Origin of the sequence: Devosia sp. (assembly GCF_035944845.1) — a bacterium.
Lineage (GTDB): Bacteria > Pseudomonadota > Alphaproteobacteria > Rhizobiales > Devosiaceae > Devosia_A.
Map to the genome: position 1 here is coordinate 19426 of NZ_DASZAW010000092.1, position 26997 is coordinate 46422.

General features: G+C 65.0%; 30 protein-coding genes. 14 read left to right on the plus strand and 16 right to left on the minus strand.

Going from position 1 to position 26997, the window contains the following annotated elements; translation table 11 throughout:
* Positions 1-69 precede the first annotated feature (69 nt).
* The 3 genes from VGV07_RS18435 to VGV07_RS18445 form a co-directional block, all read right to left on the minus strand.
* Positions 70-513, minus strand: a complete 444-nt coding sequence (locus VGV07_RS18435; protein ID WP_326870190.1) for a DMT family transporter — start codon at positions 511-513, stop codon at positions 70-72.
* Positions 510-977 carry a DMT family transporter gene (locus tag VGV07_RS18440; RefSeq protein ID WP_326870191.1) on the minus strand — a complete coding sequence of 156 codons (468 nt, stop codon included), beginning with the start codon at positions 975-977 and terminating at the stop codon, positions 510-512. Before VGV07_RS18440 ends, VGV07_RS18435 begins: the two co-directional genes overlap by 4 nt.
* Before the next feature lie 237 nt (positions 978-1214).
* A complete protein-coding gene (locus VGV07_RS18445; RefSeq protein WP_326870192.1) occupies positions 1215-1763 on the minus strand; it encodes a dihydrofolate reductase in 549 nt (182 codons plus the stop codon).
* 83 nt (positions 1764-1846) lie between these two features.
* Here VGV07_RS18445 and VGV07_RS18450 point away from each other — a divergent pair, with 83 nt between their 5' ends.
* The 4 genes from VGV07_RS18450 to VGV07_RS18465 are packed head-to-tail and all read left to right on the plus strand — an operon-like array spanning position 1847 to position 5083.
* Positions 1847-2497 carry an allophanate hydrolase subunit 1 gene (locus tag VGV07_RS18450; RefSeq protein ID WP_326870193.1) on the plus strand — a complete coding sequence of 217 codons (651 nt, stop codon included), beginning with the start codon at positions 1847-1849 and terminating at the stop codon, positions 2495-2497.
* Complete coding sequence (locus tag VGV07_RS18455) at positions 2494-3384, plus strand: biotin-dependent carboxyltransferase family protein (protein ID WP_326870194.1); 891 nt, start codon at positions 2494-2496, stop codon at positions 3382-3384. Before VGV07_RS18450 ends, VGV07_RS18455 begins: the two co-directional genes overlap by 4 nt.
* Positions 3381-4124: a 5-oxoprolinase subunit PxpA gene (locus VGV07_RS18460; protein WP_326870195.1), complete on the plus strand. Its 744-nt coding sequence runs from the start codon at positions 3381-3383 to the stop codon at positions 4122-4124. Before VGV07_RS18455 ends, VGV07_RS18460 begins: the two co-directional genes overlap by 4 nt.
* A gap of 56 nt (positions 4125-4180) precedes the next feature.
* A complete protein-coding gene (locus VGV07_RS18465; RefSeq protein ID WP_326870196.1) occupies positions 4181-5083 on the plus strand; it encodes a bifunctional methylenetetrahydrofolate dehydrogenase/methenyltetrahydrofolate cyclohydrolase in 903 nt (300 codons plus the stop codon).
* 19 nt (positions 5084-5102) lie between these two features.
* Here the strand turns inward: VGV07_RS18465 and VGV07_RS27435 are convergent, their stop codons facing one another.
* Positions 5103-5768, minus strand: a complete 666-nt coding sequence (locus VGV07_RS27435) for an MmcQ/YjbR family DNA-binding protein (RefSeq protein WP_414649977.1) — start codon at positions 5766-5768, stop codon at positions 5103-5105.
* A 120-nt stretch (positions 5769-5888) separates the two neighbouring features.
* On the opposite strand from VGV07_RS27435, the gene mgtE reads away from it, so the two are divergent.
* From mgtE to VGV07_RS18495, 5 genes are all read left to right on the plus strand, one after another.
* Positions 5889-7307: a magnesium transporter gene (gene mgtE, locus VGV07_RS18475; protein WP_326870197.1), complete on the plus strand. Its 1419-nt coding sequence runs from the start codon at positions 5889-5891 to the stop codon at positions 7305-7307.
* 360 nt (positions 7308-7667) lie between these two features.
* A complete protein-coding gene (locus VGV07_RS18480) occupies positions 7668-8345 on the plus strand; it encodes a glutathione S-transferase family protein (RefSeq protein WP_326870198.1) in 678 nt (225 codons plus the stop codon).
* Positions 8342-8773 carry a DUF1489 domain-containing protein gene (locus tag VGV07_RS18485; protein ID WP_326870199.1) on the plus strand — a complete coding sequence of 144 codons (432 nt, stop codon included), beginning with the start codon at positions 8342-8344 and terminating at the stop codon, positions 8771-8773. The genes VGV07_RS18480 and VGV07_RS18485 overlap by 4 nt, the downstream gene beginning before the upstream one ends.
* Entirely contained in the window at positions 8773-9120 is a 348-nt protein-coding gene (locus VGV07_RS18490) for a DUF4180 domain-containing protein (protein ID WP_326870200.1), read from the plus strand. The genes VGV07_RS18485 and VGV07_RS18490 overlap by 1 nt, the downstream gene beginning before the upstream one ends.
* 144 nt (positions 9121-9264) lie before the next feature.
* Entirely contained in the window at positions 9265-10167 is a 903-nt protein-coding gene (locus tag VGV07_RS18495) for a division plane positioning ATPase MipZ (RefSeq protein ID WP_326870201.1), read from the plus strand.
* Between the two features lie 203 nt (positions 10168-10370).
* Here the strand turns inward: VGV07_RS18495 and VGV07_RS18500 are convergent, their stop codons facing one another.
* The gene (locus VGV07_RS18500; RefSeq protein WP_055048906.1) at positions 10371-10649 is read right to left on the minus strand and encodes a hypothetical protein; all 279 of its coding nucleotides are present in this window, start codon (positions 10647-10649) and stop codon (positions 10371-10373) included.
* A gap of 100 nt (positions 10650-10749) precedes the next feature.
* Positions 10750-12411, minus strand: coding sequence for an SPOR domain-containing protein (locus tag VGV07_RS18505; RefSeq protein ID WP_326870202.1), 1662 nt, complete (start codon positions 12409-12411; stop codon positions 10750-10752).
* Between the two features lie 291 nt (positions 12412-12702).
* Here VGV07_RS18505 and clpS point away from each other — a divergent pair, with 291 nt between their 5' ends.
* The 3 genes from clpS (at position 12703) to VGV07_RS18520 (ending at position 16295) form a co-directional block, all read left to right on the plus strand.
* Positions 12703-13104: an ATP-dependent Clp protease adapter ClpS gene (clpS, locus tag VGV07_RS18510; RefSeq protein ID WP_414649978.1), complete on the plus strand. Its 402-nt coding sequence runs from the start codon at positions 12703-12705 to the stop codon at positions 13102-13104.
* A 10-nt stretch (positions 13105-13114) separates the two neighbouring features.
* A complete protein-coding gene (gene clpA / locus VGV07_RS18515; RefSeq protein WP_326870203.1) occupies positions 13115-15487 on the plus strand; it encodes an ATP-dependent Clp protease ATP-binding subunit ClpA in 2373 nt (790 codons plus the stop codon).
* Between the two features lie 67 nt (positions 15488-15554).
* Positions 15555-16295: an SDR family oxidoreductase gene (locus tag VGV07_RS18520; RefSeq protein ID WP_326870204.1), complete on the plus strand. Its 741-nt coding sequence runs from the start codon at positions 15555-15557 to the stop codon at positions 16293-16295.
* Here VGV07_RS18520 and VGV07_RS18525 read toward each other — a convergent pair.
* The 10 genes from VGV07_RS18525 to VGV07_RS18570 form a co-directional block, all read right to left on the minus strand.
* Positions 16292-18046, minus strand: a complete 1755-nt coding sequence (locus VGV07_RS18525; protein WP_326870205.1) for a SulP family inorganic anion transporter — start codon at positions 18044-18046, stop codon at positions 16292-16294. The two genes, VGV07_RS18520 and VGV07_RS18525, sit on opposite strands and share 4 nt — an antisense overlap.
* 76 nt (positions 18047-18122) lie before the next feature.
* Positions 18123-18386, minus strand: coding sequence for a helix-turn-helix domain-containing protein (locus VGV07_RS18530; protein ID WP_326870206.1), 264 nt, complete (start codon positions 18384-18386; stop codon positions 18123-18125).
* Between the two features lie 111 nt (positions 18387-18497).
* Positions 18498-19133 (minus strand): YoaK family protein, encoded by a 636-nt coding sequence (locus VGV07_RS18535; protein ID WP_414649979.1) that lies wholly within the window; start codon positions 19131-19133, stop codon positions 18498-18500.
* Position 19134: 1 nt separating this feature from the next.
* Positions 19135-19557 (minus strand): HIT family protein, encoded by a 423-nt coding sequence (locus tag VGV07_RS18540; protein ID WP_326870208.1) that lies wholly within the window; start codon positions 19555-19557, stop codon positions 19135-19137.
* Complete coding sequence (locus tag VGV07_RS18545) at positions 19554-20882, minus strand: glycosyltransferase (RefSeq protein ID WP_326870209.1); 1329 nt, start codon at positions 20880-20882, stop codon at positions 19554-19556. Before VGV07_RS18545 ends, VGV07_RS18540 begins: the two co-directional genes overlap by 4 nt.
* Positions 20883-21026: 144 nt before the next feature.
* The gene (locus VGV07_RS18550) at positions 21027-22193 is read right to left on the minus strand and encodes a GNAT family N-acetyltransferase (RefSeq protein WP_326870210.1); all 1167 of its coding nucleotides are present in this window, start codon (positions 22191-22193) and stop codon (positions 21027-21029) included.
* Complete coding sequence (locus tag VGV07_RS18555; protein WP_326870211.1) at positions 22186-22947, minus strand: glycerophosphodiester phosphodiesterase family protein; 762 nt, start codon at positions 22945-22947, stop codon at positions 22186-22188. The genes VGV07_RS18550 and VGV07_RS18555 overlap by 8 nt, the downstream gene beginning before the upstream one ends.
* A 76-nt stretch (positions 22948-23023) precedes the next feature.
* Positions 23024-23488: a RidA family protein gene (locus tag VGV07_RS18560; protein WP_326870212.1), complete on the minus strand. Its 465-nt coding sequence runs from the start codon at positions 23486-23488 to the stop codon at positions 23024-23026.
* On the minus strand, positions 23469-24797 hold the full coding sequence (locus VGV07_RS18565; protein ID WP_326870213.1) for a DNA polymerase IV: 1329 nt from the start codon (positions 24795-24797) through the stop codon (positions 23469-23471). Before VGV07_RS18565 ends, VGV07_RS18560 begins: the two co-directional genes overlap by 20 nt.
* Positions 24798-24800: 3 nt before the next feature.
* The gene (locus VGV07_RS18570) at positions 24801-25073 is read right to left on the minus strand and encodes a DUF3572 family protein (protein ID WP_326870214.1); all 273 of its coding nucleotides are present in this window, start codon (positions 25071-25073) and stop codon (positions 24801-24803) included.
* A gap of 99 nt (positions 25074-25172) precedes the next feature.
* On the opposite strand from VGV07_RS18570, the gene VGV07_RS18575 reads away from it, so the two are divergent.
* A complete protein-coding gene (locus VGV07_RS18575) occupies positions 25173-25547 on the plus strand; it encodes a response regulator (protein WP_326870215.1) in 375 nt (124 codons plus the stop codon).
* A 56-nt stretch (positions 25548-25603) separates the two neighbouring features.
* Positions 25604-26974 (plus strand): PleD family two-component system response regulator, encoded by a 1371-nt coding sequence (locus VGV07_RS18580; RefSeq protein WP_326870216.1) that lies wholly within the window; start codon positions 25604-25606, stop codon positions 26972-26974.
* Positions 26975-26997 lie beyond the last annotated feature (23 nt).

The window sequence follows — 26997 nt, forward strand, 5'->3', positions numbered from 1 at the left end:
CGCCCGCAAGGGCATCGTATGGCCAAGGGAAGGTTCACCACCGAACTAGCTTCCCACGTCCCACGAGTTTTAGGCCGCGCTAGAAGTGCCCGTCCGCTGCCGTTGCGCCACGAGCACTCCGGCGACGATCAGGATGATGCCGCAGAGGGCCGCAAGCGACACCGGCTTGCCGGTCAGCACCCAATCCAGCGCCACCCCGCCGAGCACCTGGCCGGCGATGATCAGCATGGTGGAGCGGGTGGCGCCGATCTGGGCGATGATCCAGCTGCTCAGCGCCACGAACACCACGCCCACCGGCCCGCCGAAATAGATATGCCAGGGCCCCGAGAACGCAGCGTCGCTGAGCAGCCCGCCGATCGCCAGTCCGATGACGGTCAGCAGCCCGAAGCCGACCAGGTGGTTGCAGAACGAGGCGAACAGCGCCGAGGTCGATACCGCGAGGCGGCCGTTCAGCTGGCGGCTGACGCCGACCAGTCCGCCGGCGACAAAGGCAAGAACCACTGCTTCGATCATAGGCTGCCCCAGATCACCAGGGCGCTGCCGGCAACGATCAGTGCCAGCGCGATGGCATCGCCCAATCGCAGGCGCCGTTTTGCGATGCCGAACAGCCCCCAGCGATCGGCGGCGAGGCTGAAGACGATCTGCCCCGCCAGACCCAGCGCCAGCGTACCGCTGAGCGCCAGCGCCGAGTTTACCGCCGTCGAGGTCATGATCACCGTCACAGCGCCGGCAAAGCCGCCGAGATAGGCCCAGAGCGGTATCGACGCGCGCGCGGTATCGCTGCGCTGGATGGCTTTCCACCACAGCGGGATCACCAGCAAGGCCGCCAGTGTTCCGGTGCCGTGCGCCATCCACGAGGAGAACAGCGCACCGCCCTGGCGAGCCAGTTCACCGTTGAGGTGGACCATGAGCGAGAGCAGGGCTCCTGCCGCCAGCGCGGCAAGGTTGGCGGCGAGATCAATCCGGCGAGGTGACATCTGGGACTACGTTGGGGAGGAGGGCCCGAGCAAGTGAGGGATGGCGGGCCGCATCGTCAAGGTGTTCGAGCGATCTGGAGCTATGCGCGGCCTGGCGGGCCACCCGATCGAGGAAGTGGCGTATGATCTCCGAGACTTCGTCGAGATGGGTTTCCAGCCTTCGGCATGCGGGCCCCCAGACGATCAGCGAATCAGGTGGTCATGAAGGTCGGCTTCCGGATCGAGGATCCGAGCTGATCAGGGCCGAACCCACTGGGTCTGGACCACGCCACGATCGATCAGGTCCATGTCTCGGGCCTCGAGCCCGGCGCCCGGCAGCACCAGGCGTGGGTGGCCCTTGCTGAAGCAGGGGATGCCGTCGGGCAATGCGAGGTCACGAACCTCCGAGAGCACGAAGCGGTCGAGCAGCGGCAGGAACACGTCGAACGTTCCGGTGCCGCCGGTGATGGCGATGGTGCCCGAGGCGATCTCGAGCTGCTTCAGCACATCGCAGATCTCCATGCCGCCTGGGTTCCAGAACTGCGTCAGGGAATCGGCCGGGTCGGGTTCGAGCGTTGCGACTGAGCGGGTCAGCACCAGCCGCCTGCGTCCCGGGTTCGGATGCCGCTCGTGACCCAGCCGGCCAAGCACGACCAGCGCCGCGGCATCGAGCGCCGCCTGGAAGATGCGCCAGTCGGCTTCGTTCCGGAGTGCCGGCGGCATGCTGCCATCGGCAGCGGCAATCATGCCGTCGACCGAGATGATGGCATGGCCTTCGACGATGACGCTGGAGTCTGGAATGGACATGATCCGGCTCTAGCGCGCGGCACCGGACGCGGCAATTGGAGATTGGGGCTTTCGGCGGGCTGTTGGCGTTGCTAGGTCAGGGCATGCCCGACGCGCGTCACTCACCGCTGATCCTGCCGCTGGGCGACCAGGGACTGCTGATGCGGTTCGGCGAGACGCTGTCCGACGACGCCAACCGGGCCGCCATTGCCCTGGCGCAACGGATCGAGGCAGCAGCGATCCCCGATGTGGTCGAAGTGGTGCCCAACCTCATCTCGGTGTTGGTGCGGTACGACCCGGCGAAGCTGACGTTCGATCGGCTGGCGGGCGAGATCCGGTTGTTGGCCCCGCTGGCGGACGACCCGGGCACCGAGGGCGTTCGGCATACGGTGACCGTCAGCTTCGACGGCGAGGACCTCGATGAGGTGGCCGAACTGGTGGGCATGGCGGTGGCCGACCTCGTCGCTGCCCACAACGCCGCGCCACTGCGCGTGCTGGCGACCGGCTTTGCACCGGGCTTCGTCTATTGCGGCATGCACGGCGACGCGCTCCTCGTGCCGCGACGGAATGTCGTGCGGCGGCAGGTGCCGGCCGGCACGGTGCTGTTCGCTGCCGGGCAGACGGCGATCACCTCGACCCCCATTCCGACCGGCTGGCATGTGATCGGCCATACCAGGTTTCGCAATTTCGACCCCGCAGCAGATCCGCCGACCACGGTGCGCGCCGGCGACAGCATCGAGTTCATGGCAGCGTGAGTACGATCCGCATCACCCGCGCCGGCCCGCTGGCGACGTTGCAGGATGCCGGGCGACCGGGGCTGCTGCGGCACGGCATCAGCGCTTCCGGCCCGATGGATCGCACGGCGTTCGAACGGGCAGGCGGCTGGCTCGGCGCCGCGGGGGCGACCGGGATCGAGTTCACTACGGCAGGCCTCGGCTTTGTTGCCGAAGGCTCGGTTTCCATCGCTGTCGATGGCGGGGCGTTCGAACTCAGCATCGATGGCGAAGCGAAGTCATGGCCAGCGAGGGCACTGCTGAGCGCTGGTTCCGTTATAGACATCCGACCGGGTCCGGCCGGGAACTATGGCTATCTGCGGTTCGACCGCGAAATCGATATGCCCCTCGTGATGGGCAGCCGAGGAACCAGTTCGATCGCTGGGATCGGCGGTCTGGATGGGCGAGCCTTGCGGGCTGGCGATGTGCTGCCGCTCGGCGCGACGCTGCCACGCGGCCGGGGCCAGCATCCGACGCCGGCGATGGTGGCGAGCGGCCCGATCCGCGTGATCTGGGGCATTCATGCCGACCGCTTCAGCAATGCGATCCGTCAGCGCTTCGTTACCGATGCTTTCGCGGTATCGCCGCAGCTCGACCGCATGGGCGTCCGGCTTGCCGATCCCGGACAGGTGTTCGCCGAGGCAAAAATCCTTTCGCTGGTGTCGGATGCCGTGGTGCCGGGAGATGTCCAGATCCTCGGCGATGGCACGCCCATCGTGCTGATGCGCGATCATCAGCCGACCGGCGGCTATCCGCGGATTGCCACCGTGGTGACGGCCGACCTCGATCGGTTTGCCCAGTTGCGGCCGGGCACCCAGCTACGGTTCGCACCGGTGACCGTGGCCCATGCAGAAGGACTGAAGCCGTGAACGCGCTCGATCTCAATGCCGATCTCGGCGAGGGCATGCCGGGTGATGCCGCGCTGTTCGACATCATCTCGTCGGCCTCGATCGCCTGTGGCGGCCACGCCGGCGACGAGACGACGATGCGGCTCAGCCTGCGGGCGGCCAAGGCACGCGGTGTTGCTGTGGGCGCGCATCCGGGCTTTGCCGATCCCGAGCATTTTGGCCGTCGTCGGCTGCTGCTGCCGCCGGAGGAACTGGACGAGCAAGTGCGAGGGCAGGTCCGCGCACTGGTCGAGTTCGCGGAGGAAGAGGGCGTGCCGGTCCGCTACCTGAAGCTCCATGGCGCGCTGGCCAACATGGCGGCTGAAGAGCCGGCAGTGGCGGCCCTCTGCTTTGCCGCGGTGACCGGGCTGGTGCCGGGTCTCTCGGTGCTGGCGATCGATGACAGCGCCCAGGTCGAGGTGGCCGAGGCGTTGGGCTATCCGGTAGTGCGCGAGGCCTATGCCGATCGCGGCTACCAGTCCAATGGGCTGCTGGTGCCACGGTCGGAGCCCGGCGCGGTGCTGCACGATATCAAGGCCATCGCCGAGCGGGCCGTCCGGTTGGCGCGGACCGGAGAACTGGTGGCGATCGATGGATCAGTGATCTCTACCCAGGCCACCTCGCTCTGCATCCACGGCGATACCGAGGAGGCGGTGGCGATCGCCCGTGCGGTACGGCAGGCGCTCGAGGCCGAGGGGATCGCCATCCGCGCCCCTTACTGAGGTTGCGCGGCGGGGCGAGTTGCTCCATATCGGCGCTTCCAGCCCAAGGAGCTCCCATGACCGCCAAGATCATCGACGGAAAGACCTATGCCGAGGGGCTGCGCGCGCGGATCGCCGGCCATGTCGAGCGGTTGAAGCGCGACCACGGGGTGACTCCCGGCCTCGCCGTGGTGATCGTCGGGTATGATCCGGGCAGCCAGATCTATGTGAGCCAGAAAGCCAAGCAGACCGTCGAGGTCGGCATGCATTCGGAGAAGTACGAGCTGCCCGAGGAAACCTCGGAGGCAGAGGTGCTGGCTTTGGTGCAGAAGCTCAACGCCGATCCGGCCATTCACGGCATCCTGGTGCAGCTGCCGCTACCCAGGCAGATCGATCCCAACAAGGTGATAGCCACCATTTCCCCGGACAAGGATGTCGACTGCTTCACCCCGGCGAGTGTCGGCAAGCTGCAGATCGGCCTGCCCGGGCCGGTCTCCTGCACGCCGCTTGGCTGCCTGATGCTGCTGCGCGATACCCTCGGCTCGCTCGAAGGGCTCGACGCGGTGATCGTCGGCCGCTCCAATCTCGTCGGCAAGCCGATGGCGCAGCTGCTGCTGCGCGAAAACTGCACCGTGACCGTGGCGCATTCCAAGACCAAGGATCTCGCCGACATGGTTCGCCGCGCCGACATCGTGGTTGCCGCGGTCGGCCGCCCGCAGATGATCAAGGGCGACTGGATCAAGCCGGGCGCCACCGTCATCGATGTGGGCATCAACCGGATCCCGGCGCCCGAGCGCGGCGAAGGCAGAACCCGCCTGCTCGGCGATGTCGACTACGCGGCGGCATCGCAGGTGGCGGGCGCCATCACCCCGGTGCCAGGCGGGGTAGGGCCGATGACCATCGTCTGTCTCCTCGCCAACACGGTGACGACGGCCTCACTGATCAACGGCATCACGCCGCCAAAGGACCTGACGCCGTAAGGTTGAGACAACCACCGGGTCATTCCCGCGAAAGCGGGAACCACTGCTTTGGTGCCGCCCGAGAGATCGCAAACGGAGGTTCCCCCGCTTCTTCGCGCCTATGCACTAAGTTAGGGATATCCATTGCTCGGATGCGGCGCGGCGATAGGGGGAACATGCCACTTGGCAGAGCCCTCCCTGCGAAAGCAGGGACCCGACTGACAGCCGGCGCAAGCGGATGAATGGGTCCCTGCTTTCGCAGGGATGACAGCCAGTGGGTGGCACGACCGCAGCGTGGCGCGTCCGCGGTCGCGGGGATGACCCGGTGGATGCCGCGATATCGGGGCAGAGCGCGCTTACCCCTTCGCCGCCGCGTAGGCGTCGGCCAGCCGCTTCGGCGCCCGGAACTCCAGGCGTCCTCGAGCCGCAGCGACAGTTCCTCATCGCCGATCACTTCGAGCCGGACCAGCAGGCCCGGCCAACCCTTGAAATGATCGGTCTGCCAGTAGATTTCGGGCGCCATTTCCATCAGCAGTTCCTTCTGCTCGAGCGGACAATGCAGCACCATCTCCTGCTTGCCGCGCACCGAGGCAAAGTTCCTGCCCTTCACCTTTAGCGATGGCGCGCCGTAGCTGGTGGACTGGCTGACTTCGGGGAGTTGCAGCGCGGCGCAGAGGCGCAGCATTCGGTCCATCTCGCGGCCCATCGCCATCTCCTTCTCAGCGAAGCAAAAAACAGCGCTCGACGAGCTTCGCAAGTCTGGCGCATCCACGGCCGATTGGCTACACCACGTTTGAACCCGAAGCGCCTGCCTCCCGGGGTCTCCATGACCAATGAATCCGACATCGCGGAAATCGGGGAAACCCGGCCCGATCCGAACGCGCTTCGCGGTCCGGACGATCACCTGAATCAGGAGTGGATCGAGCGGCTGCGCGCCCACCTCTCGGCGGGCGAGGAGCACGACGTCGCCGAAATGATGGAGCCGCTACACGCGTCGGACGTCGGCGACGTGCTGGAGGCCCTGGAGCAGGACGAGCGCGTCGCGCTGGTCCAGATGCTGGGCGACAAGTTCGACTACCTGGCGTTGACCGAGGTCGACGACAACGTCCGCTCCGATCTGATCGAGGAACTGCCGACCGAGGATGTGGCGCGCGGTGTCGCGACCCTCGACAACGACGACGCCGTCTACATTCTCGAGGATATGGATGCCGACGACCGCGAGGAAATCCTCGCGCAGTTGCCGGCCTTCGAGCGGCTGAGCCTCAAGCGCAGCCTCGATTTCCCCGAAGACTCCGCCGGCCGGCGGATGCAGACCGACTTCATCGCCATCCCGCCGTTCTGGACTGTCGGCCAGACCATCGACTACTTGAGGGTGGAAAAGGACCTGCCGGACGAGTTCTTCCAGCTCTATGTGGTGGACCCCGGCTACCGGGTGCTCGGAACCATCCCGCTCGACAAGTTCCTGCGATCCAAGCGCCAGGTGCGCATCGAAAACCTGATGAACCACGACGTCCTGACCGTGGACGCTACCGAGGACCAGGAAGAGGCGGCGCGCGATTTCGAACGCTACGATCTCGTGGAAGTCGGCGTGGTCGACGAGAACAAGCGGCTGGTCGGCGTGCTGACCGTCGACGACATCGTCGATGTCATCCATGAGGAGGCGACCGAGGACATCAAGCTGCTCGGTGGCGTGGCCGGGGATGAAGAGCTGTCCGACAATGTGCTGTCGACGGTACGCAGCCGCGCGCCCTGGCTGGTGGTCAACCTGATCACCGCCATGCTTGCGTCGTTCGTCATCAGCCTGTTCAACGCCACCATCGAGCAGATGGTGGCGCTGGCGGCGCTGATGCCGATCGTTGCCTCGATGGGCGGCAATGCCGGCACCCAGACCATGACCGTAACGGTGCGCGCGCTGGCGACGCGCGATCTCGATCGGGGCAGGGTGCGCCGGCTGATCCTCCGCGAGGTCACGGGCGGCTTCCTCAATGGCTGCATTTTCGCGGTGCTGATCGGCGCGATCACCTGGCTCCGCTATGCCAATCCCAGCCTCGGAATGGTCATCGGCCTCGCCATGATCATCAACATGATTGCGGCTGGCAGCGCTGGAATTTTGATCCCGCTGACCCTCAACCGGCTCAAGGTCGACCCGGCGATCGCCTCCTCGGTCTTCGTCACCACCGTCACCGATGTCATTGGATTCTTCGCGTTTTTGGGCTTGGCCGGGCTCTGGTTCGGGTTGTTCTGAACTGCTTTCCACAGGGATACTCGACCTATCCACTGTGGCTTTCCCGCCACTTCCCAACCACGCCCTTGCCGAGTTAACGAATCATTACTGTCGCAATTCCGTCACCAAGTGTGGTTGCGGCAGCCCGTGAACGGCAAGAAGGAGCTTTGATGCGAGGCCAATCAAAGACCGTATGGTGGCGTTCCGCCTTACCGACCGTGTCCTGGACACTCGTCTGTTTGCTGGCCATGTCACTTGTGTTCACTATCGTTGCCGGCGCCTAGGACGGAGCGCAACTGGACCTGAAGGTCCTTCGATAGTACAGAATTTTGGAAGGGCGCCGGGCCACTCGGCGCCCTTCCGCTTTTTTGAGGCCGATCCATGAAGCTGATTTTCGCCAACCGCAACTACTCGAGCTGGTCGCTGCGCGCCTGGCTGGTGCTCCGCCACTTCAACATCCCGTTCGATGAGGAACTGGTGCTGCTCAATGGCGAGGGGTGGCAGAAGAACCTGCGCAGGAAGTCGCCGAGCGGCAAAGTGCCGGTGCTGGTTGACGGCGACGTGGTGCTGCCGGAAACCACGGCGATCATCGAGTACCTGAACGACAAATACCCGGCCAAAGGCATCTGGCCATCCAACCGCGTCGAGCGGGCCTATGCGCGCTCGGCAGCGGCCGAAATGCATGGAGGCTTCAATGCCCTGCGCAGCGCGGCGCCGATGAACCTGCGCGCCTCGCATCCGGGCAAGGTGGATTTCGATGAGGTGGCGGACGACTTGAAGCGCATCGAGCGGATCTGGGGGGACCTGCTGTCGCGTTCCGGCGGGCCGTATTTGTTCGGCTCTTTCAACGCCGCCGATGCCATGTTCGCGCCGGTGGCCACCCGTATCCGCACCTATGAGTTGCCGGTGAGCGACCTGGCGCAGGAATATGTCGAGGCGATCTACGCGCTGCCGGCCTTCCAGGAGTGGTTCGCCGAGGCAGTGAAAGAGCCTTGGGTGGTCGAGTTTGACGAGATCGACATCATCAGAGCCAGGCGGGACGCGGCCGGCAACGCATGATGCACATGATCAAGCTCTGCGTCGGCGTTGCGACGCTGGAGGAGCTCGAATCCTATCGCAGCGAACGCGCCCATTGGTGGGGTGCCGACTATGGCGAGGACGTGCACGTCCATCGCACCCGCACCATGCCCAGGCGCAAGGACGAGATGGAGGGGCAGGGCTCGATCTACTGGGTGATTTCCGGAGTGGTGCGCTGCCGCCAGCCGATCCTGAGACTCGCCGAAGCCGTTGATGAGCAGGGGCTCAAATGCTGCGACATCATCATGGCGCCCGACATGGTGCGCACCATCCCGCGGCCGAAGTCGCCGTTCCAGGGCTGGCGCTATCTTGACCCCAAGGATGCTCCCGCCGATATCGGCGAAGGCGGTTTCGAGGAGGAAGGCTCACTCGAACTCGCCGAAGAACTGGCCAGACTGGGATTGATCTGATGCAGAGCACGGAGATCAAGGGCGTCAATGTCGGCTTCTACGAGGGGCCGGTGATCACTGTTGAGGCGGACGTCAACGACGTGATCGGCGCCACCTACGGGCTGGGCATCGACCTGGTGGCTATCCCGGCGGAACGGCTGGTGGACGATTTCTTCTGGCTGAGCAGCAGGCTGGCCGGCGCCGTGCTGCAGAAGTTCCAGCAATACGGCTTCCGGGTTGCCATTCTCGGCGACATCTCGCGCTTCACCCTCGAAAGCCCATCGCTGCGTGACTTCATCTACGAGAGCAATCAGCGCGGGCAGGTGATGTTCCTCGCCGACCGAGCAGCATTGGAAGCGCGGCTTTAGGGTGACGCTGCCTGGTCCTCGTCGCATGGTGGTGAAACACCCCCTTGAACGGGGTGGGTGTCTCATCAATAGTTCGCTCGGGCGAACAAACAACGAATCCCGAAATCGCGTCGCTTCGGGTCACTGGAGCGGCAGGGGAGACTGATGGGCAGGACAGGCACGCACGTCATTGTCGTCGGCAATGAGAAGGGCGGCTCAGGCAAGTCGACCACGGCGTTCCATCTTGCCGTTTTCCTGATGTACCAGGGCTTTCGCGTCGCCTCGATCGATGTCGACAGTCGCCAGCAGACGCTGACCCACTATGTGCGCAACCGGCGCAACTGGGCGCAGGCGCACGATCTGAAACTGCCGCACGCCACGCATTTCCACCTGCCGCTGTCGAAGTCGGATTCGGTCAAGGAGAACCAGCGTGTCGAGTTCGACCTGTTCCGCCAGGCGATCATCGAGGTCGAAGGCGAGGCGGATTTCCTGATTGTCGATACGCCCGGCTTCGATACGCACCTGACCCGGCTGGCGCATTCATTGGCCGACACACTGATCACTCCGCTCAACGACTCGATCATCGATCTCGACGTCATGGCGCACGTGGACCCAGTGACCGGCGATCCGCGCGAGATGAGCCACTACGCGCGGCTGGTGCAGCGGGCGCGAACCGAGCGGCTGTCGATCGACGGCCGCACCATCGACTGGGTGATCGTGCGCAACCGCATCTCGATGCTGCCGTCACGCTCGACCAAGATCGTGCAGGGCGCCATCGAGAAGATCGCGGTGCGGCTCGGCTGCCGGGTTGCCGAAGGCATTGCCGAGCGGGTGATCTTCCGTTCGCTGTTTCCCACCGGGATGACGGTGTTCGATCCGCTCGATGCCGAAATGCTCGGAGGGCTGCCGTCGATGTCGCACCTCAGTGCCCGGCAGGAATACCGGGCGCTGGTCGAGGCGTTGAAGCTGCCGGTGAGCGAGCGGGCCAAGGCCCGCATCGAGGGCGAAAAGGCTCTGGCCGCCAGTGCCGGCGAGCCGGCCAAGTTCGAGCACATGGCCGGCGAGTGAGATCAGAGCGCCTCCAGGGGAAGCATGTCCCTATGCAGCGGTAACGATCGTGCCCACCCACCAGCTGTCATCCCTGCGAAAGCAAGGGACCCATTGATCAGCTGGCGCGGGCGGTGAGTTGGGTCCATGCTTTCGCAGGGATGAACGCCGAGTGTTTGGCGCCGCCCAGTGCAAGGGCACTGATGGGCGCCGGTTGAAGTGCTCTAGCCCCGACGGGGCAGGGTGACCGTCACCGCACGGCCACCGGCCGGCGCGAACACATCGAGTTCAATCTCGACATGCGGCATCAGCATGCGGCGGGTGCGGGCACTGAGGGCCATCACCACGCCGAGCAGGTCGCCGACGCCTCGGCGCTTCAGGCCGGGGTTGAACCGCGTCACCATGGCATTGACCGCCTGCCTGCGGACAACGGCATCTTCGGACGCGAGGGCCGACTGCCCTACAAATCGGGCGAGTTCGGTAAGGCTAGACGTATCGCTCATTTGGGCTACTCCAACACAGGCCACAAATTCGCTTCCCTGGGGCGGCTGCTTTTCACGACTGGAACGCTTCACGAAACCAAAGCGCTACAGGGTCAGTCCATCAGGACTGCATCGCGAGGCAGCTCATCTTGGCTTTCTTCAGTTCATTGCACACACCAGCCGCATCCTCACGACCGCTGAAACCGCCGAAGCGAGCCCGGAAGAACACTTGCCCGTTCTTCTCGAACCGCTCGACGTAGGAGCGGGCTGCGCCGAGGTTGCCGACCTTGGACGAGGCATCGCTGATCAGGGAGTTGGCGCCCCCCTCGGTCGGCGCAGCCCCGATCTGGACGATCCAGCCGCCGCTGACTTCCTGCGGCACCTCAGCCACTTCGACGGCGGCGAGCGGGGCGGGAGCGGGCTGGTCTTCAACGATATCTGGCGCAGTGTCGCCGATACCACCCGAGGTCATCAGGTCGATCGGCTGGCCTTCTTCGCCGATGCCGACCGGCGGCAGCAGCGGAGCGGACGGCGCGGTCTGGCCGAGCGGGGCGGGAGCCGCGCCGAGCGAGAAGGTGTCGCTGAGCCAGGCGCCGATCACGTCGAGCGGGCGCTCTTCACGCGGGGCGATGCTGGCGATGGTCGGACGGCTGGCGAGCTTGTTGGCTGCCTGCACGGCTTCGTCGAAGCCAAGATCGGCAGGGCGGGCTTCCGGCAGTGGCGCCGCTTCGCCGATCGAGGCGACGACGATATCGTCGGCCTGCTGTGTCGCTTCGGTCGGCTGCAGCTTGGCGGTGACCGAGATGGTGCCGCCGCCGACGCGGAAGGACGGATACGGGGCGGGCATGACCGGCACCGGATCGGTGGAAGCAACCATGACGGTCGCGCCCTTGCGGCCCGGCTGCGGGATCATGGCGACGTCGAGATAGCCGCCGCTGCGGCTCTTGGGCAGATACTTCTTGACCAGCTCGCGCACCTTGGCGTCACGAGCTCCGCTCGAGTCGAAGCCGAACCCGGCGACGACGATGTGGTGGCCATCGGCGCGTGCTGCGGTCAACAGGTTGAAGCCCGAGGCATTGGTATAGCCGGTCTTGATGCCGTCGACGCCGTTGTTGCCGAGAAGCCGGTTGTGGTTGCCGTAGGTGCGCTTGCCGTACGAGAAGCTCCGGGTCTGGAAGTACTCGTAATAGTTCGGGAAGTGCTGGTAGACGGCGATGCCGAGAATGGCCTGGTCGGCCACCGTCGTGACCTGGCCTTTGTCGGGGAGGCCCGAGGCGTTGCGGTACGTGGTGTTCGACATGCCCAGCGCTTTGGCGGTCGCGGTCATGCGCTTGGCGAACGCGCTTTCGGAGCCGGAAATGTTTTCGGCAATGACGCGGGCGATGTCGTTGGCGGAGATGGTGACGATCGCCTTGATGGCGTTCTCGACGGTGATGGTCGATCCGGCCTTGATGCCAAGCTTGGTCGGCACCGCCTGCGCGGCGTATTTCGACACCGTGAACTTGGTCTTCAAGGTAATGTTACCAGCCTCCAGTTCCTGGAACAGGACATAGAGGGTCATCACCTTGGTCACGGACGCCGGGTAACGCGCGGCGTTGGCCGAACTTTCGTAGAGGATCTTGCCTGATTTGGCGTCGACCACGATGCCCGCGAATTTACGCGGAACGCCGGCTGCTTCGGCTGCCGAGATCATCGGCGCAAGCAGCGCCAGGGTCAGCGCGATCGCCGCGACAACGCGCGAAAACAGCGCGTGCGAATGGGAAAAATGCTTCTCGGAAAGCACCCGGTACTCCAACTACTCTCGGGCGGAAACGCCACCCGTACTCAACGCCTCGAGAAGCTGTTGCTGATCCTCCCCAAAACGAGACCAGCCACTTCCCTGTTACCGATCACCTTAGTCAGCCCGTCTTACCATTCCGTAAAATGCGATGGATTTCGGGCACTTGGTTAAGAGCTCCCTGCACGAGGCACCTGCTCCAAAGTTTAGGTACTTGGCCACTTAACAGGCATCGAGTTTTGCCTACATAATGGCTTCACCATGCTGCTTCGAACCGATATCCCCCAGACCCGAGCCATGCGTGCAGCCATCGAACTGACGCTCCCGACATCAGGTGCATCAAGGATGCCACCCCGTGGAGCCGACGATGACCGCAAGCGCGGCAACAGCGATGGGGGAAGCAAGAACGATACGGCGACCATCACCAAGCCGAAGACCAAGAGCAAACGCCCCAGCCTCTATCGGGTGCTGCTGCTGAACGACGATTATACTCCGATGGAGTTCGTCGTCCTGGTGCTGCAGGATGTGTTCAACAAGACCCGCGAAGAGGCCATGCGCATTATGCTTCACGTCCATAACCAGGGCGTCGGCGAATGTGGTGTGTACCCCTTCGAGGTGGCCGAAACCAAGGTCACCAGGGTGATGGACGCGGCCCGCAAGAACCAGCACCCACTTCAGTGCGTGATGGAAAAGCAATAGGAACCGACATATGCCCTCTTTCTCCCGCGGACTTGAGAAGGCCCTCCATCAGGCGATGAACCTGGCGCGCGAGCGGGCGCATGAGTTCGCCACGCTCGAGCACCTGCTGCTGGCGCTGACCGACGATCGCGACACCATCGCGGTACTGACCGGCTGCGATGTCGACATCGAAGCGCTGAAGTCGGACCTCGAGGACTTCATCAACGAGGAACTCGACAGTCTCGTCGTGCCCAACGGGCAGGACGCGCGGCCGACCGCGGCCTTCCAGCGTGTCATCCAGCGCGCCGTCATCCACGTCCAGTCATCCGGTAAGGAAGAGGTTACGGGTGCCAACGTGCTCGTCGCTATCTTCGCCGAACGCGAAAGCCATGCCGCCTACTTCCTCGAGCAGCAGGACATGACGCGGCTCGACGCGGTCAACTTCATCTCGCACGGCATCACCAAGTCGGGGCCGAGCGAGGAGCGCCGGGTGCGCGGCGCCGAGACTCCGGCCGGCAACGGGCAGGGGGAAGAGGGCGAACGCTCGGGCAATGGCCAGAGCTCGGCGCTGGCCGATTTCTGCGTCAACCTCAACGAGAAAGCGCGGGCCGGAAAGATCGATCCGCTGATCGGCCGCGACAGCGAGTTGCGCCGGACCATCCAGATCCTCTGCCGGCGCTCCAAGAACAACCCGCTTTATGTCGGTGACGCCGGCGTCGGCAAGACCGCCATTGCCGAGGGCCTCGCCCGCAAGATCATCGAAGGCGACGTGCCCGAGGTGTTGCGCGAGGCGGTCATCTACGCCCTCGACATGGGCTCGCTGCTGGCCGGGACGCGCTATCGCGGCGACTTCGAAGAGCGGCTCAAGGCCGTGATGAAGGAGCTCGAAAAGCACCCCGACGCGATCTTGTTCATCGACGAGATCCACACCGTGATCGGCGCTGGCGCTACCTCCGGCGGCGCGCTCGATGCCTCGAACCTGCTGAAGCCGGCTCTGGCTTCGGGCAACATCCGCTGCATCGGCTCGACCACTTACAAGGAATATCGTCAGTTCTTCGAAAAGGATCGGGCGCTCGTCCGTCGCTTCCAGAAGATCGACGTTGCCGAGCCGACCATCCCGGATGCGATCGAGATCGTGAAGGGCCTGCGTCCGTACTTCGAGGACTACCACAAGCTGAAGTACACCGACGACGCGCTGAAGGCCGCCGTCGAGTTGAGTGCGCGCTACATCAACGATCGCAAGCTTCCCGACAAGGCGATCGACGTGATCGACGAGACTGGCGCCAGCCAGATGTTGCTGACCCCGGAGAACCGCAAGCAGACCATCGACGTCGCCGATATCGAGCAGACCATCGCTACGATGGCCCGCATCCCGCCGAAGTCGGTGTCGAAGTCGGATTCCGAACTCCTCGCCAATCTCGAGAACAATCTCAAGACTGTGGTGTTCGGCCAGGATCAGGCGATCACGGCGCTGTCGTCGGCGATCAAGCTGGCTCGTGCCGGGCTGCGCGAGCCGGAAAAGCCGATCGGCTCCTACCTGTTCACCGGTCCGACCGGCGTCGGCAAGACCGAGGTGGCCAAGCAATTGGCCGATACGCTCGGCGTCGAACTGCTGCGCTTCGATATGTCGGAATACATGGAGCGGCATACTGTGTCGCGGCTGATCGGCGCCCCTCCGGGCTATGTCGGCTTTGACCAGGGCGGGCTGCTCACCGATGGCGTGGACCAGCATCCTCACTGCGTGGTGCTGCTCGACGAAATCGAGAAGGCCCATCCCGACCTGTTCAACATCCTGTTGCAGGTGATGGACCACGGCAAACTGACCGATCACAACGGCAAGTCGGTCGATTTCCGCAACGTCATCCTGATCATGACGTCGAATGTCGGCGCCATGGAACTGCAGAAGTCGCCGATCGGCTTTGGTCGCAAGCGCGAGCAGGGGGACGACGAGGAAGCGGTGAACCGGATGTTCACGCCGGAGTTCCGCAACCGTCTCGACGCCATCATCTCGTTCGGTCCGCTGCCGCCGGCAGTCGTCCGTCGGGTGGTCGAGAAGTTCGTGCTGCAGCTCGAAGGCCAGTTGGCCGAGCGCGGTGTGACCATCGAGCTGACCCCGGAAGCCGCCGAATGGCTGGCTGTCCGCGGTTATGACGAGCGCATGGGCGCGCGCCCGCTGGGCCGTGTGATCCAGGAACACGTCAAGAAGCCGCTGGCCGATCAGGTGCTGTTCGGCGAGTTGCAGAATGGCGGTTCGGTCACCGTCGCCGTGGTCGGTGTCGGTACCGACGCCAAGCTCGAGCTGATAGCAGTACCGCCGCGACCGGCCCGGCCCAAGGCGATCGCCGCGCCCAAGCCCAAAAAGAGCAAGGCCGCGGCCGACAAGCCGGCGGAAGAGAAAAGCTGAGATCCCATGCAGGGGTTATGCAAGGCCGGGAGCGATCCCGGCCTTTTTCTTGGGGGGGGAGGACTGAATGGGACTTGAGGGCAAGACTATTGCGATAACCGGCGCGGCGCGCGGCCTCGGGGCAGCGCTGGCGATCGTCGCGGCAGACCGCGGGATGATCCCCCTGCTGCTGGGTCGCAACGTTGCGGGCATCGGCGCCGTGGCCGAGGCGATCGAGCAACGAACCGGCAAGCGACCGGACGCCTTTGTCTGCGACCTCGCCGACCCGCTGTCGCTGACCGGCGCGGCGAGCAAGATCGCCACTGTGCATCCCGAACTCGACATTCTCGTCAATTCCGGCTCGCAATGGGTAGGTGGCGCCTACACTGCGATGACCGATGCGCAGATTGCCGCCGTGGTCGATTCCGCCGTAACCGGCACCATGGCGCTGACCCGTCGTCTGCTGCCGCTGCTGCTGAAGCGGCCGGAGGCCGATATCCATACGGTGGTCTCGATGAGCGGGCTGCCTTATGCGCGGATGCGCGGTTCATCGGTGCCGTTCGTTGCCGCCAAGCACGCCCAGAACGGCTTCGTCCAGGCGCTGACCGAGGAGATGGCCGGCACCAGCGTGCGCGTCACCTCGGTCTATCCCGGCCATATCGAGGACACCTCGCCGCTCGAGGAGAACTGGGATCATCCGCGCGGCATCGAGGATGCGCTTAGCGACAAGGATGTCGTCGAGTCGATCCTGTTCGTCCTCGCCCAGCCGCGGAATGTGGCGATCCGCTCGCTGGTGATCGAACGGGCGCGGACGGAGTTCTTGAGCTAGGGCTCAGTGCCCTGGGCTGGCGCGGCGACGCCTGGGGCGCCGCGCCGGGTGATTTCCGCATGGGCGGCGCCCATGGCAGCCTCGATGTTGCGCTCGAACAGCACCGCCGGTGCGCCGACGCCATGTGCAGCGAGGGATTTCCGCACCGCCGGGGAAGCGCCCGAAATCAGCAGCACGACGTGATGGCGCGCCGCCTTGCGGGCGATGCCCTCCATGGTGTTGGCGGCGGTCGAGTCGATGAACGGCACGGCCGAGAAGTCGATGACGAAGGCACGGTGTTGGTCGGCAATGCGTTCGAGTACGGCGCCGACGGTTGCCGCCGCACCGAAGAAGAATGCCCCGGTGATGCGGTACACGGCAACGTCGGGGTCGGTGGCGATGGCCGGGTCGTAGGGTGGGCGGGCCGGGCTCGCGGCGTCCGCCTGATCCTCGAGCACCGACGGCACGTGCACCTCGACGCCGGCCTGCTGGGCCATGCGGTGGATGAACAACAGGGCGCCCAACGCGAAGCCGACGATGATTCCTTCGGTGAGGCCGCGGAACACGGTGAGCCCGAAGGTCGCCAGCAGCACCACTGCGTCGCCCGGCGAGGTTCGGATCAGGGTGGCGAAGGCGTTCTTCTCGGCCATGTTCCAGGCAACCACCACCAGCACTCCGGCGAGTGCGGCAAGCGGGATGAAGCTCGCGAGCGGCGCAGCCACCAGCATGAACAGCACGATGAACACCGAGTGGAACATGCCGGCCAGCGGACTGCGGGCGCCTGAGCGGACATTGGTGGCGGTGCGGGCCACCGTGCCGGTGGCGCAGATACCGCCGAATAGCGCCGATCCGACATTGGCGATCCCCTGCGCGACCAGCTCCATATTGGAGCGGTGCCGCCGGCCTGTCATGCCATCCGCCACCATGGCGGAGAGCAGCGACTCGATGGCGCCGAGCAGAGCGAAGGCAATCGCATCGGGCAGCACCGCCTGGATCTTGTCGAGCGAGAAGGGCGGTAGCGCCGGGCTCGGGAGCGTGCTCGGGATGCCGCCGAAGCGCGTGCCGATGGTTTCTACCGGCAGGTGCAGCAATGCACCGGCGAGCGATGTGGCGATCACTGCGATGAGGATCCCGGGCCAGTGCGGGCGCCAGCGCCGCAGCCCCACTATAATGCCGACCGAGAGCGCGGCGATGCCCAGGGCAGCCGGGTTGATGGTGCCGATCGCGCCAGCCAGCGCCATGAGCTTGGGGACGATGTCCGCCGGATCGGGGTCCGGCAGCGTCAGACCGAGCAGATCGTGGAGCTGGCCGACGAACAGGATCACCGCGATACCGGAGATGAAACCGACGGTCACCGGGTAGGGGATGAACTTGATGTAGCTCCCAAGGCGAAACACCCCCATCAGCAGCAGGAATACCCCAGCCATGATGGTGGCGAGCAGCAACCCGTCGAGCCCGTGGCGGCTGATGGTGGAGGCGACCAGCACGGTGAACGCCGCCGCCGGTCCGCCGATCTGGAAGCGGCTGCCGCCCAGTGCCGAGATCAGGAAGCCGCCGACGGCGGCGGTGAACAGTCCACGCTCGGGCGTCGTCCCCGAGGCAATGGCGATAGCCATCGACAGCGGCAGCGCGACGATGGCTACGGTGAGCCCAGCGAGGACGTCGGCCCTCAGGTCGGCAAGCCGGTAGCCCTCGCGCAGTACGGTGACCAGCTTGGGGGTAAACAGCTCGGTAAGGGCAGGCGCGGACGAGGTGGGAGCGGAACCGGCCATCGGATCATTCGCCTTTCGCGAACAAGCGCGGCGATCAGCGGGGCTAGGGCCGTGATCGCCCAAGTGACATCTGAACTCAGTCGGTCTTTGGCGCCGGTTGTCGGAGGCGCACGCCGCGACCGCCTGCGTCGCTTCGGGCGTTGTCGCCGATCAATTCGACCCCGGCCTCGTTGAGGGCTTCGATAACTCTGGTGAGGGTTTCGACGATGCCGCGCACGGTGCCGTCGCTCGCTTCCATGCGCTGGATCGTCGGCAACGACACCCCGGCCATCTCGGCCAGGGTCTTCTGGTCGATGCCGAGCAGGGCGCGGGCGGCCCGCAATTGAGCGGCGGTCATCATCGGTGCTAACGCCTGGACGAGGAAGTCTAGCGTAGAATGTCGACGAACTGATGTGCTGCACATCACTGCTGCAAGTTCTAGCAGTTTCGTCCGATACCGAAAAGTGGTTGCTTAGCGCGCCGCCTGGATCACGGCTGCGCTGAGGAACGCCAGGTAGATCGCACCCGGCACGATCAGGGCGCCGACCTGCCATTGTCCGTAGCTGAAGGCGCCGATCGCTGCGCCCAGCAACAGCGCCAACCAGACCAGCAGGTGCTGCAGCCAGCGGAGCGGCGGCGCCTCGCGGCGGACTGCCCGGGCCAGGTCCTGGCCGACCGCGAACAGCGTACCCGTGACGAACGTGGCGCCCAGCCTGACGGCACCGGTTTGCGGCAGCGCGGCGTTCTGCGCACCGGCAGCGGTGGCCAGCGCCAGCATGGCCTGGGCGGCGGAGAACCCGTTGGCGTGCAGCACCAGGGTCACCAGCAGGCCGGCGATGACGATCGCCAGCACGCCGATGCGGCCGTGTCGCTGGCCGATCCCCGAGATCAGGCTGCCGAGGAAACTGCCGACGACGAACATCACGATCAGGCCGGCAGGCAAAGCCAGGGCCGGGCCCATATGGGCGAGCCCTGCACCGAGCTGGGTGGTGTTGCCACTCATGAACGAGGTGTAGAAGCCGCCCAGCTCGATGAAGCCGACGACGTCGATCATCCCCGCGGCGGCCGTGAGCAGCAGGCCGAGGCTGAGCTGCGGAGCGGGCGTCACGTCAGGCGAGGGCCGCTGCGATGGCCTTGGCCTGCGCGGCGAGCTCGGCGTCATCCGCCTTGCCCTGGCCATGCCGGCCGAGCTCCTCGCCCTCGTAAACCGGGATGACGTGGAAGTGCAGGTGGAACACCGACTGGCCGGCCGGCGCCTCGTTGAACTGCACGACGCGGATGCCGTCGGGGTTCAGAGCCTTCTGTGCGGCCCTGGCGATCCGCTGCACCTGCGGGAAGGTGCGGGCAAGGACAGCCGGATCGGCATCGAGAAGGTTACGCGAGGCCGCCTTGGGGATGATCAGCACATGCCCCTTGGACTGGGGAAATATGTCCATCATCACGAGGACATCCGCATCTTCGTAGACCTTGTGGGAGGGGATCTCGCCCTTGATGATCTTGTTGAAGATGTTGCTCGGGTCGTAGGCAGTCACGAGGCAGCCCCCATCGCTTCGTCGGTTTCGTAGAGATTGCCCGGATAGGTCTCGATCGTCTCTTCGACGATGTCGGCGGCGAACCCGGTGCCATCCTCGAGTACCAGCCGATCGCGCAGCTCGGTCGCCGCGATCTGGAACGAGGTATCGGTGGCGAGTTCTTCCAGAGCCGAGGCGAGGATGCCCGGAGTGAGCTTGCGCAGGCGGACCGGGGCGGGGCCGCAGCCCAGCTCATAGATCCGGCGCCCCCAGTAGGGCTGGTCGAAGAAATGCGGCACGACGAAGGTCGGGCGCCCGGCGTAAAGGCCGGCATAGGTGGTGCCGGCGCCGCCATGGTGCACCAGCGCCTTCATCAGCGGGAACAGCTTGGTGTGGGGCGCCTTGTCGATGGTGTAGACGGTGTCGGGCAGGTCCTCCGCCTTGATGCCGCCCCAGCCCTTGCCGACGACGGCCCTCCCGCCCCATTCCTTCAGCGCCTTGGTGATGATCTCGGTGTTCCGCGCCGCACCCCAGGGCATCGAGCCGAAGCCGAGATAGATCGGCGCTTCGCCGCCATCGAGGAATTTGCGGAACGCGGCGTCCGGTTCCCAGCCGGTGATGTCGTCGAGCCGCCAGAAGCCAGTGACGGTGGTGGTCTCAGGCCAGTCCCCGGGCCTCGGCGAGATCACCGGGGAATAGGCATGCAGCGCCGGGATCGGCTCGCCGCGGGCGTTCTTGGAAAAGCCCGAGCGCTTGCGGCTGCGCAGGCCCAGCAGCTTGGCGCGCATCCGGTCGCGCGGGAAATCGTAATAGCTCTGGTGCGCCGCCTGCACCACGTAGCTCAGGCGGTTGAACAGCGGATCGAGGCTGATGCGGTTGAACAGCGGCTCCGGCGGCGGGCCGTCATAGCCGAAATATGGGAACTCGCCGGTCGGGTTGATCGGCTGGAAGGCAGTCATGATCGCCGGGATATCAAGCGCTTCGGCAACGTCGACGGCGAAATTGGTAGTCTGGTGGAAGATGATGGCGTCGACGTCCTGGGCGGTGGCCCAGAGGTGCCGGCAGGCCGTCTTCATGATCTTCTGCCCGTCGCGCAACAGCTTCGGCGCATAGAGCAGCGAGTTCTTCGACATCACGTTGTCGAACTGGCTCTGCCGCATGAACGCCTGGATGTCGCTACCCAGCGTTGCAAACTCGACGCCATGGCTGGTGACGAAGCCCTCGAAGTCGTTGGTGGCGCACAGCACCACCGAGTGACCACGCTTCTTCAGCGACAGTGCAAGCGCGACGAAGGGCTGGACATCCCCCATCGTCCCAATCGCGGCTATGGCGATGCGCTTGCTCATTCGGTCTCCAGGGCCTCGGAACGAGGCGGCCGTCATATCTATCGAGAGTATGGTCTGGCTGAGGCAGCAAAATACCGCGCCGGACCCAAACCCGTCCAGTGTGGTGCCTTCGAACCACAGTGCCGGCGGGCGTGCAACTCCCGGCTAATGCTGGTCCCCATGTCTGAAGGGGGTATAGCGCTCGAGTTGCTCCTGCTCACGCGCGACTGAGGCGCGTTCCTGGGCCACGAAACGCGCCACTGCATCGCGAAGCCCGGGATGGCCGATCCAGTGCACCGAGCGGGTGGTGGCCGGCGCGTAGCCGCGCGCCAGCTTGTGTTCGCCCTGGGCCCCGGCTTCGACCACCGGCAGCTTGTGGGCGATGGCGTAGTCGATGGCCTGATAGTAGCAGAGTTCGAAATGCAGGAACGGCACGTTGCGGGTGGCGCCCCAGTAGCGGCCGTAGAGCCGGTCGTGTCCGATCATCGAGAAGGTGCCGGCGACCGGCTCGTCGCCGTCATAGGCGAACATCAGCAACACCCGGTCGGCCATTGCCTCGCCCAGCAGCGAGAAGAAGCGGCGGTTGAGGTAGGGGCGGCCCCACTTGCGGCTGCCGGTATCCTGGTAGAAATCGAAGAACTGGTCCCACACCGTTTCGGTGAGATCGGCGCCGGTGAGCCATGTGACGGTGAGACCATCGGCCTCGAGCGCCTCGCGGCGCTCGCGACGGGTAACCTTGCGGTGACGCGACGAGAGCGTGCCGAGGAAATCCTCGAAACTCGAAAAGCCCTCATTATGCCAGTGATACTGGGTGTCGTGGCGGACCAGCCAGCCGGAGCCGCGGGCGAGCTCGGCTTCCGCCTCGCTGACGAAGGTGGCGTGCACCGACGAGATGTTGTTGCGCGTGGCGAGCGTTTCGGCCGTTCGGATCACCGCCGCGCGGGTCGCGTCGTCGCGGGCGAGGAAGCGCGGGCCGGTTACCGGGGTGAACGGCACGGCGCATTGCAGTTTGGGGTAATACTCGCCGCCGGCACGCTGGAAGGCGTCGGCCCAGCCATGGTCGAAGACGTACTCGCCCTGCGAATGCGACTTGAGATAGAGCGGCATCGCCCCGACCGGCGCACCGGCGCTGTCGCTCAACAGCAGGTGCTGCGGCTGCCAGCCGGTGCGGTTGGCAACGGAGCCCGACTGCTCGAGGGCGAGCAGGAACCGGTGATCGAGAAATGGGTTGTCGACCACCCCGTCATGCGCCGGCGCCAGCCCGTTCCACACCGCCGCGGGAATCTCGGCGATGGAACTGAGCACGTCGGCGCTGAACGTTCCGTCAAGCACTTGGTGGATCGAACCCCTCGAAAACGATCTGATCGGCCTTGCCGAGCACGGCGAGAGCCGCCGCCGGTGACTTGATGGTCCAGGCGGTGACCGGCACGCCGAACGAGCGGAACAGTCTCACTGCCGGCAGGTCGAGCGACTTGTCACGGCAGGAGATGAAATCGAAGCGGCTGAGCGGCCAGTGCAGCAGGTGGCGCAGCATGAACTTGGTTGCATCGCTCAGGTGCTGGTCCCATTCGGGCTCGTCATAGCCATAGGTGACGATGCCGATCGGCATCGTGGCGCCGCGCTTTCGCACCTCGATGAGCAGCTTGGGATCGAACGATTCGAGCGTCACCGGACCGCGATAGCTCTTGAGCGCATCCATCACTGTCTGCGCCAGCACCTCGGTCGCGGCCTGGTTGGGCTGCTGCTTCAGTTCGATCTGCAGCAGCACGCGGCCGTCTATCTGGGCGAGAAATTCGTCGAACCGTTGCGGTGTATCGCCGGCAGCGCTGTCGAGCAGGGCGTAGCTCGAGAGCTCCGCCATGGTGCGCGCTCCGACCGGGCCGGCAACGCCGGTCAACCGATCGAGATCGTCATCGTGGAAAATCATCGGAATGCCGTCACGGCTGAGCTGCACGTCGCATTCGATGGCATAGCCGCCCTCGATCGCTGCAGCGAAGGCGCTGGCGGTGTTCTCGATGATGCCGCGGCCGCGGTCATGCAGACCGCGGTGGGCTATTGGACGATCAAAGTTTGGTTTGGCACACATGCTCTAGCCGTCATATGGGGTGGAAGCAGCGCCGCCGCTAGCAGCCCCGCATGACACTTTCGCGTCGCCCTGGCGCTCAGTCCTCGACTTCGATGATGCCTTCGACCTCGACGGCAGCGCCGAGGGGCAGGGCGGCCATGCCGATGGCGGAGCGCGCGTGCTTTCCCTTGTCGCCGAGCACGCCGACAATCAGGTTAGATGCGCCGTTGGCGACGAGGTGATGCTCGGCAAACTCGGGCGTCGAGGCGACGAACACGGTCAGCTTCAGCACCCGCTTGACCTTGGTGAGGTCGACGCCCGCGCTGTGGACGATCTGGCTAAGGAAGTTGACCGCGGCGAGCTCGGCGGCGTTGCCGCCCTGCACGACGTTCATGGTATCGCCGAGCAGCCCCGTGACCACGCCATCGGCGCCCGAGGAAATCTGGCCCGAGACATAAACGACGTTGCCCGTCCGGGTGATCGGCACATAGGTGGCGACCGGCGCTTTCGGCTGCGGCAGCTCGTAGCCATATTCGCGGAGCTTATCGAGGGGGCTGGTCATCCTGGTTCTCTTCGTCTTTGTCTGCGTTGCGGGCGGCACGAGCCTTCACCCGATCATATAGCTTGCCGCGGATCACCGCGTCCCGGCCGAAGCGATCGCGTACGCGATCGATGGCCCTTTCGGCAGCGGCGCGCCGGGCGATTCCCGGCTCGATCAGATCGACCGGATCGATCCCGTCTGCCTCCGAAATGCCGCTCACGCCAATGCCGATCAGCCGAAATGCCGTCCCGTCGATCTCGCGAGCGAGAAGCTGCACGCCGGTTTCGTAGAGCACGTTGGCAAGCTGTGTCGGGATCATCAATTGCCGGGCGCGGGTGCGCAAGCGAAAACCTGCCGACTTGAGCTTCAACGTTACGGTGTCGCCGAGGATCGCTTTGGCCTTGAGCCGGTCGGACAGCCGCTCGCACAGCGCCAACAACTCCGTGGACAGCTCATCGAAGCTCCTGAGATCGGTATTGAAGGTGGTCTCGGCCGAGACGGTCTTCATCTGATCGTCGGTGGAAATGGCGCGGGCGTCCTCGCCGCGCGCCAGCCGCGCGAGGCGTGCACCGGAATCGCCGTAGCGGCGCATCAGCTGTTCCGGCGGCGTCGCCTGCAACTGGGCGATGGTCTCGAAGCCGTCCTTACGCAGCGTTTCGGCGAACACCCGGCCGACGCCGTAAATCAGCGTCACCGGATGCGGCGCGAGGAAGGCGATGGTCTCGGCCCGGCCGATCACCGCAAAGCCACGTGGCTTGTCGAGGTCGGAGGCGACCTTGGCGAGGAATTTGTTGTGGCTCAGGCCCACCGAGATGGTGACGCCAACCTCTTGTTCGACGCGCTTGGCAAAGCGGGCGAGCACTACCGCGGGCTTCGCCTTGTGCAGCGCCTCGGTGCCGGTGAGATCGAGAAAGGCCTCGTCGATCGATAGCGGCTCGACCAGCGGGGTCAACTGATCCATCAGCGCTCGGATCTCGCGGCTCACCGCGACGTACTTGGCCATGTTGGGCGGGATGATCACCGCGTGCGGGCAGAGTTCCTTCGCCTTGAACATCGGCATGGCGGAGCGCACGCCGTATTGCCGGGCGATGTAACAGCAGGTGGAGACGACGCCGCGAACCCCGCCGCCGATGATCAATGGCTTGTCGACGAGACTGGGATCGTCGCGCTTCTCGATCGAGGCATAGAACGCGTCGCAGTCGACATGCGCGATGCTGAGCGCGCCCAGCTCGTCATGGGCCTTGATTCTGGGCGATCCGCAGGCGCGGCAGCGGGTAGGGGGCTCGAACGCCTCCACCGTTGCCGAACAGTCGCGGCAGATCGCCAGCATCCGTCATCCCGCCGGATTGAGCCGGGCCCAGACGCGCATGAAGTCGTCTGGCTTGAAGCCGTTATTGGCGCTGAGCGCCAGCAGCAGCGCCTCGTTCGCGGCGAAGTAATCGATCAGCCCGCGATCCAGCCCGCCGCCGCCCACCGCCTTGCGCAGCGCTTCCGGGGAATAGCCGGTAAGGCTCATGAACTCGGCAAGCTGCGCCGGGTTCTCAGCGAGGTGGTGCAGGCAGAGTTCGCCCAGCGTTCGGGAGGTGAGTTCGAGGGTTTTGGGCAAGGGGCAGGGTCTCGCTGGTAATCGGATTGATGTTACCCCGAACTTCGGGCAGAACACGAGGGCTTGCCGGCCCCGTTCAGGGTGGATTTGAGTCCCCGTATGCCCAAGACCGTGATGATCGTCGAAGACAATGAGCTCAACATGAAGCTCTTCAACGATCTGCTTGAATCGCGTGGCTATTCGATCATCCAGACCCGTAACGGTCTGGAGGCGCTGGATCTTGCCCGGGCGCATCGCCCCGACCTGATTCTGATGGATATCCAGCTGCCGGAAGTCTCGGGCCTCGTGGTCACCAAGTGGCTCAAGGAAGACGACGAGCTGATGGCGATTCCGGTCATTGCCGTGACTGCCTTCGCCATGAAGGGCGACGAGGAGCGAATCCTCCAGGGCGGCTGCGAGGGGTACATCTCTAAACCCATCTCCGTGCCTCACTTTTTGGAAACCATTGCCCGCTACATTGGACCTGCCAACTAGGCTTTGCCCTTATTGGCATTCGGGCGGATTTCCTCAAATCGCGGGGCCTGAGGTCTTTGACGGCGCGGGTGCTGATCGTCGACGATATTCCAACGAACGTCCGCCTGCTCGAGGCGCGGCTTTCGGCTGAGTATTTCGACGTCGTCACGGCGGCGTCGGGCAGGGAGGCGCTCGCCATCTGTGCCGCAGGCGAGATCGACATCATCCTGCTCGATGTGATGATGCCCGAGATGGATGGCTTCGAGGTCTGCACCCGACTCAAGGCCGACCGGCGCACCAGCCACATTCCGGTACTGATGGTCACGGCGCTCGATCAGCCCTCCGATCGCGTACGGGGGCTCGAAGCCGGCGCCGACGACTTTCTCACCAAGCCGGTGGACGACGTGCAATTGATGGCGCGGGTGAAGAGCCTCGTGCGCCTCAAGGCTCTGACCGACGAGTTGCGTGCCCGGGCACGCACCGGCCAGGAGATTGCCATCGAAGACGCCATGCGGGCGATGGACTCGATCGACCACAACGACGGACGCATCCTGCTCGTCGATCCGGACTTGCGCCACGCCGAGCGCATCCGCGGCTATCTCGAGGCACACAACCGCGTCGATATCCTTGCCAATCCCGCCGACGCCGTGCTGGCGGTGAGCGGTGGAGACTATGAGCTGGCGCTGGTGTCGATGGCGTTGGGCGATTTCGACCCGCTGCGGGTGTGCTCGCAGATGCGCACCGCCGAACAGACGCGCACCTTGCCGATCATCTTGATCGCCGAAGAGGACGACCGGCCCCGCGTGGTGCGCGGGCTCGATCTCGGTGTGAACGACTTCATCATGCGCCCGGTCGAGCGTAACGAACTGATGGCGCGGGTGCGGACCCAGATTCGCCGCCAGCGTTATGCCGTGGAACTGCGTCAGAGCGTCAACAATACTCTGGCGCTGGCAGTGACCGATGAACTGACCGGGCTCTACAACCGGCGCTACTTCGAGCGGCATTTGTCGATCCTGTTGCAGAAGGCGCAACAGCAGGGCCGCGACATGGCGCTGATGTTGATCGACATGGACTATTTCAAGGAAGTCAACGACACGCACGGCCACGACACGGGCGATGCAGTGTTGCGCGAGTTTGCGGACCGCCTGCGCCGCAATATTCGCGGTGTCGACCTCGCCTGCCGTTTTGGCGGCGAGGAGTTCGTGGTGCTGATGCCCGATACCGACTCGAGACAGGCGCACAGCGTCGCCGAACGGGTACGCGGCGCCGTGGCGGAGAAGGGGTTCGAGGCCGGCAACGGGCGGCCTTTGCCGGTCACGGTGTCGGTTGGCATGGCGCTCAACGAGCACGAAACCGACACTCCGGAGCTGCTGCTGAAGCGCGCCGATGTGGCGCTCTATCGCGCCAAGCGCGAGGGGCGAAATCGCGTCGTCGTCGACGCCGCCTAGTTTCGACCAGCGCCGACGCGGAA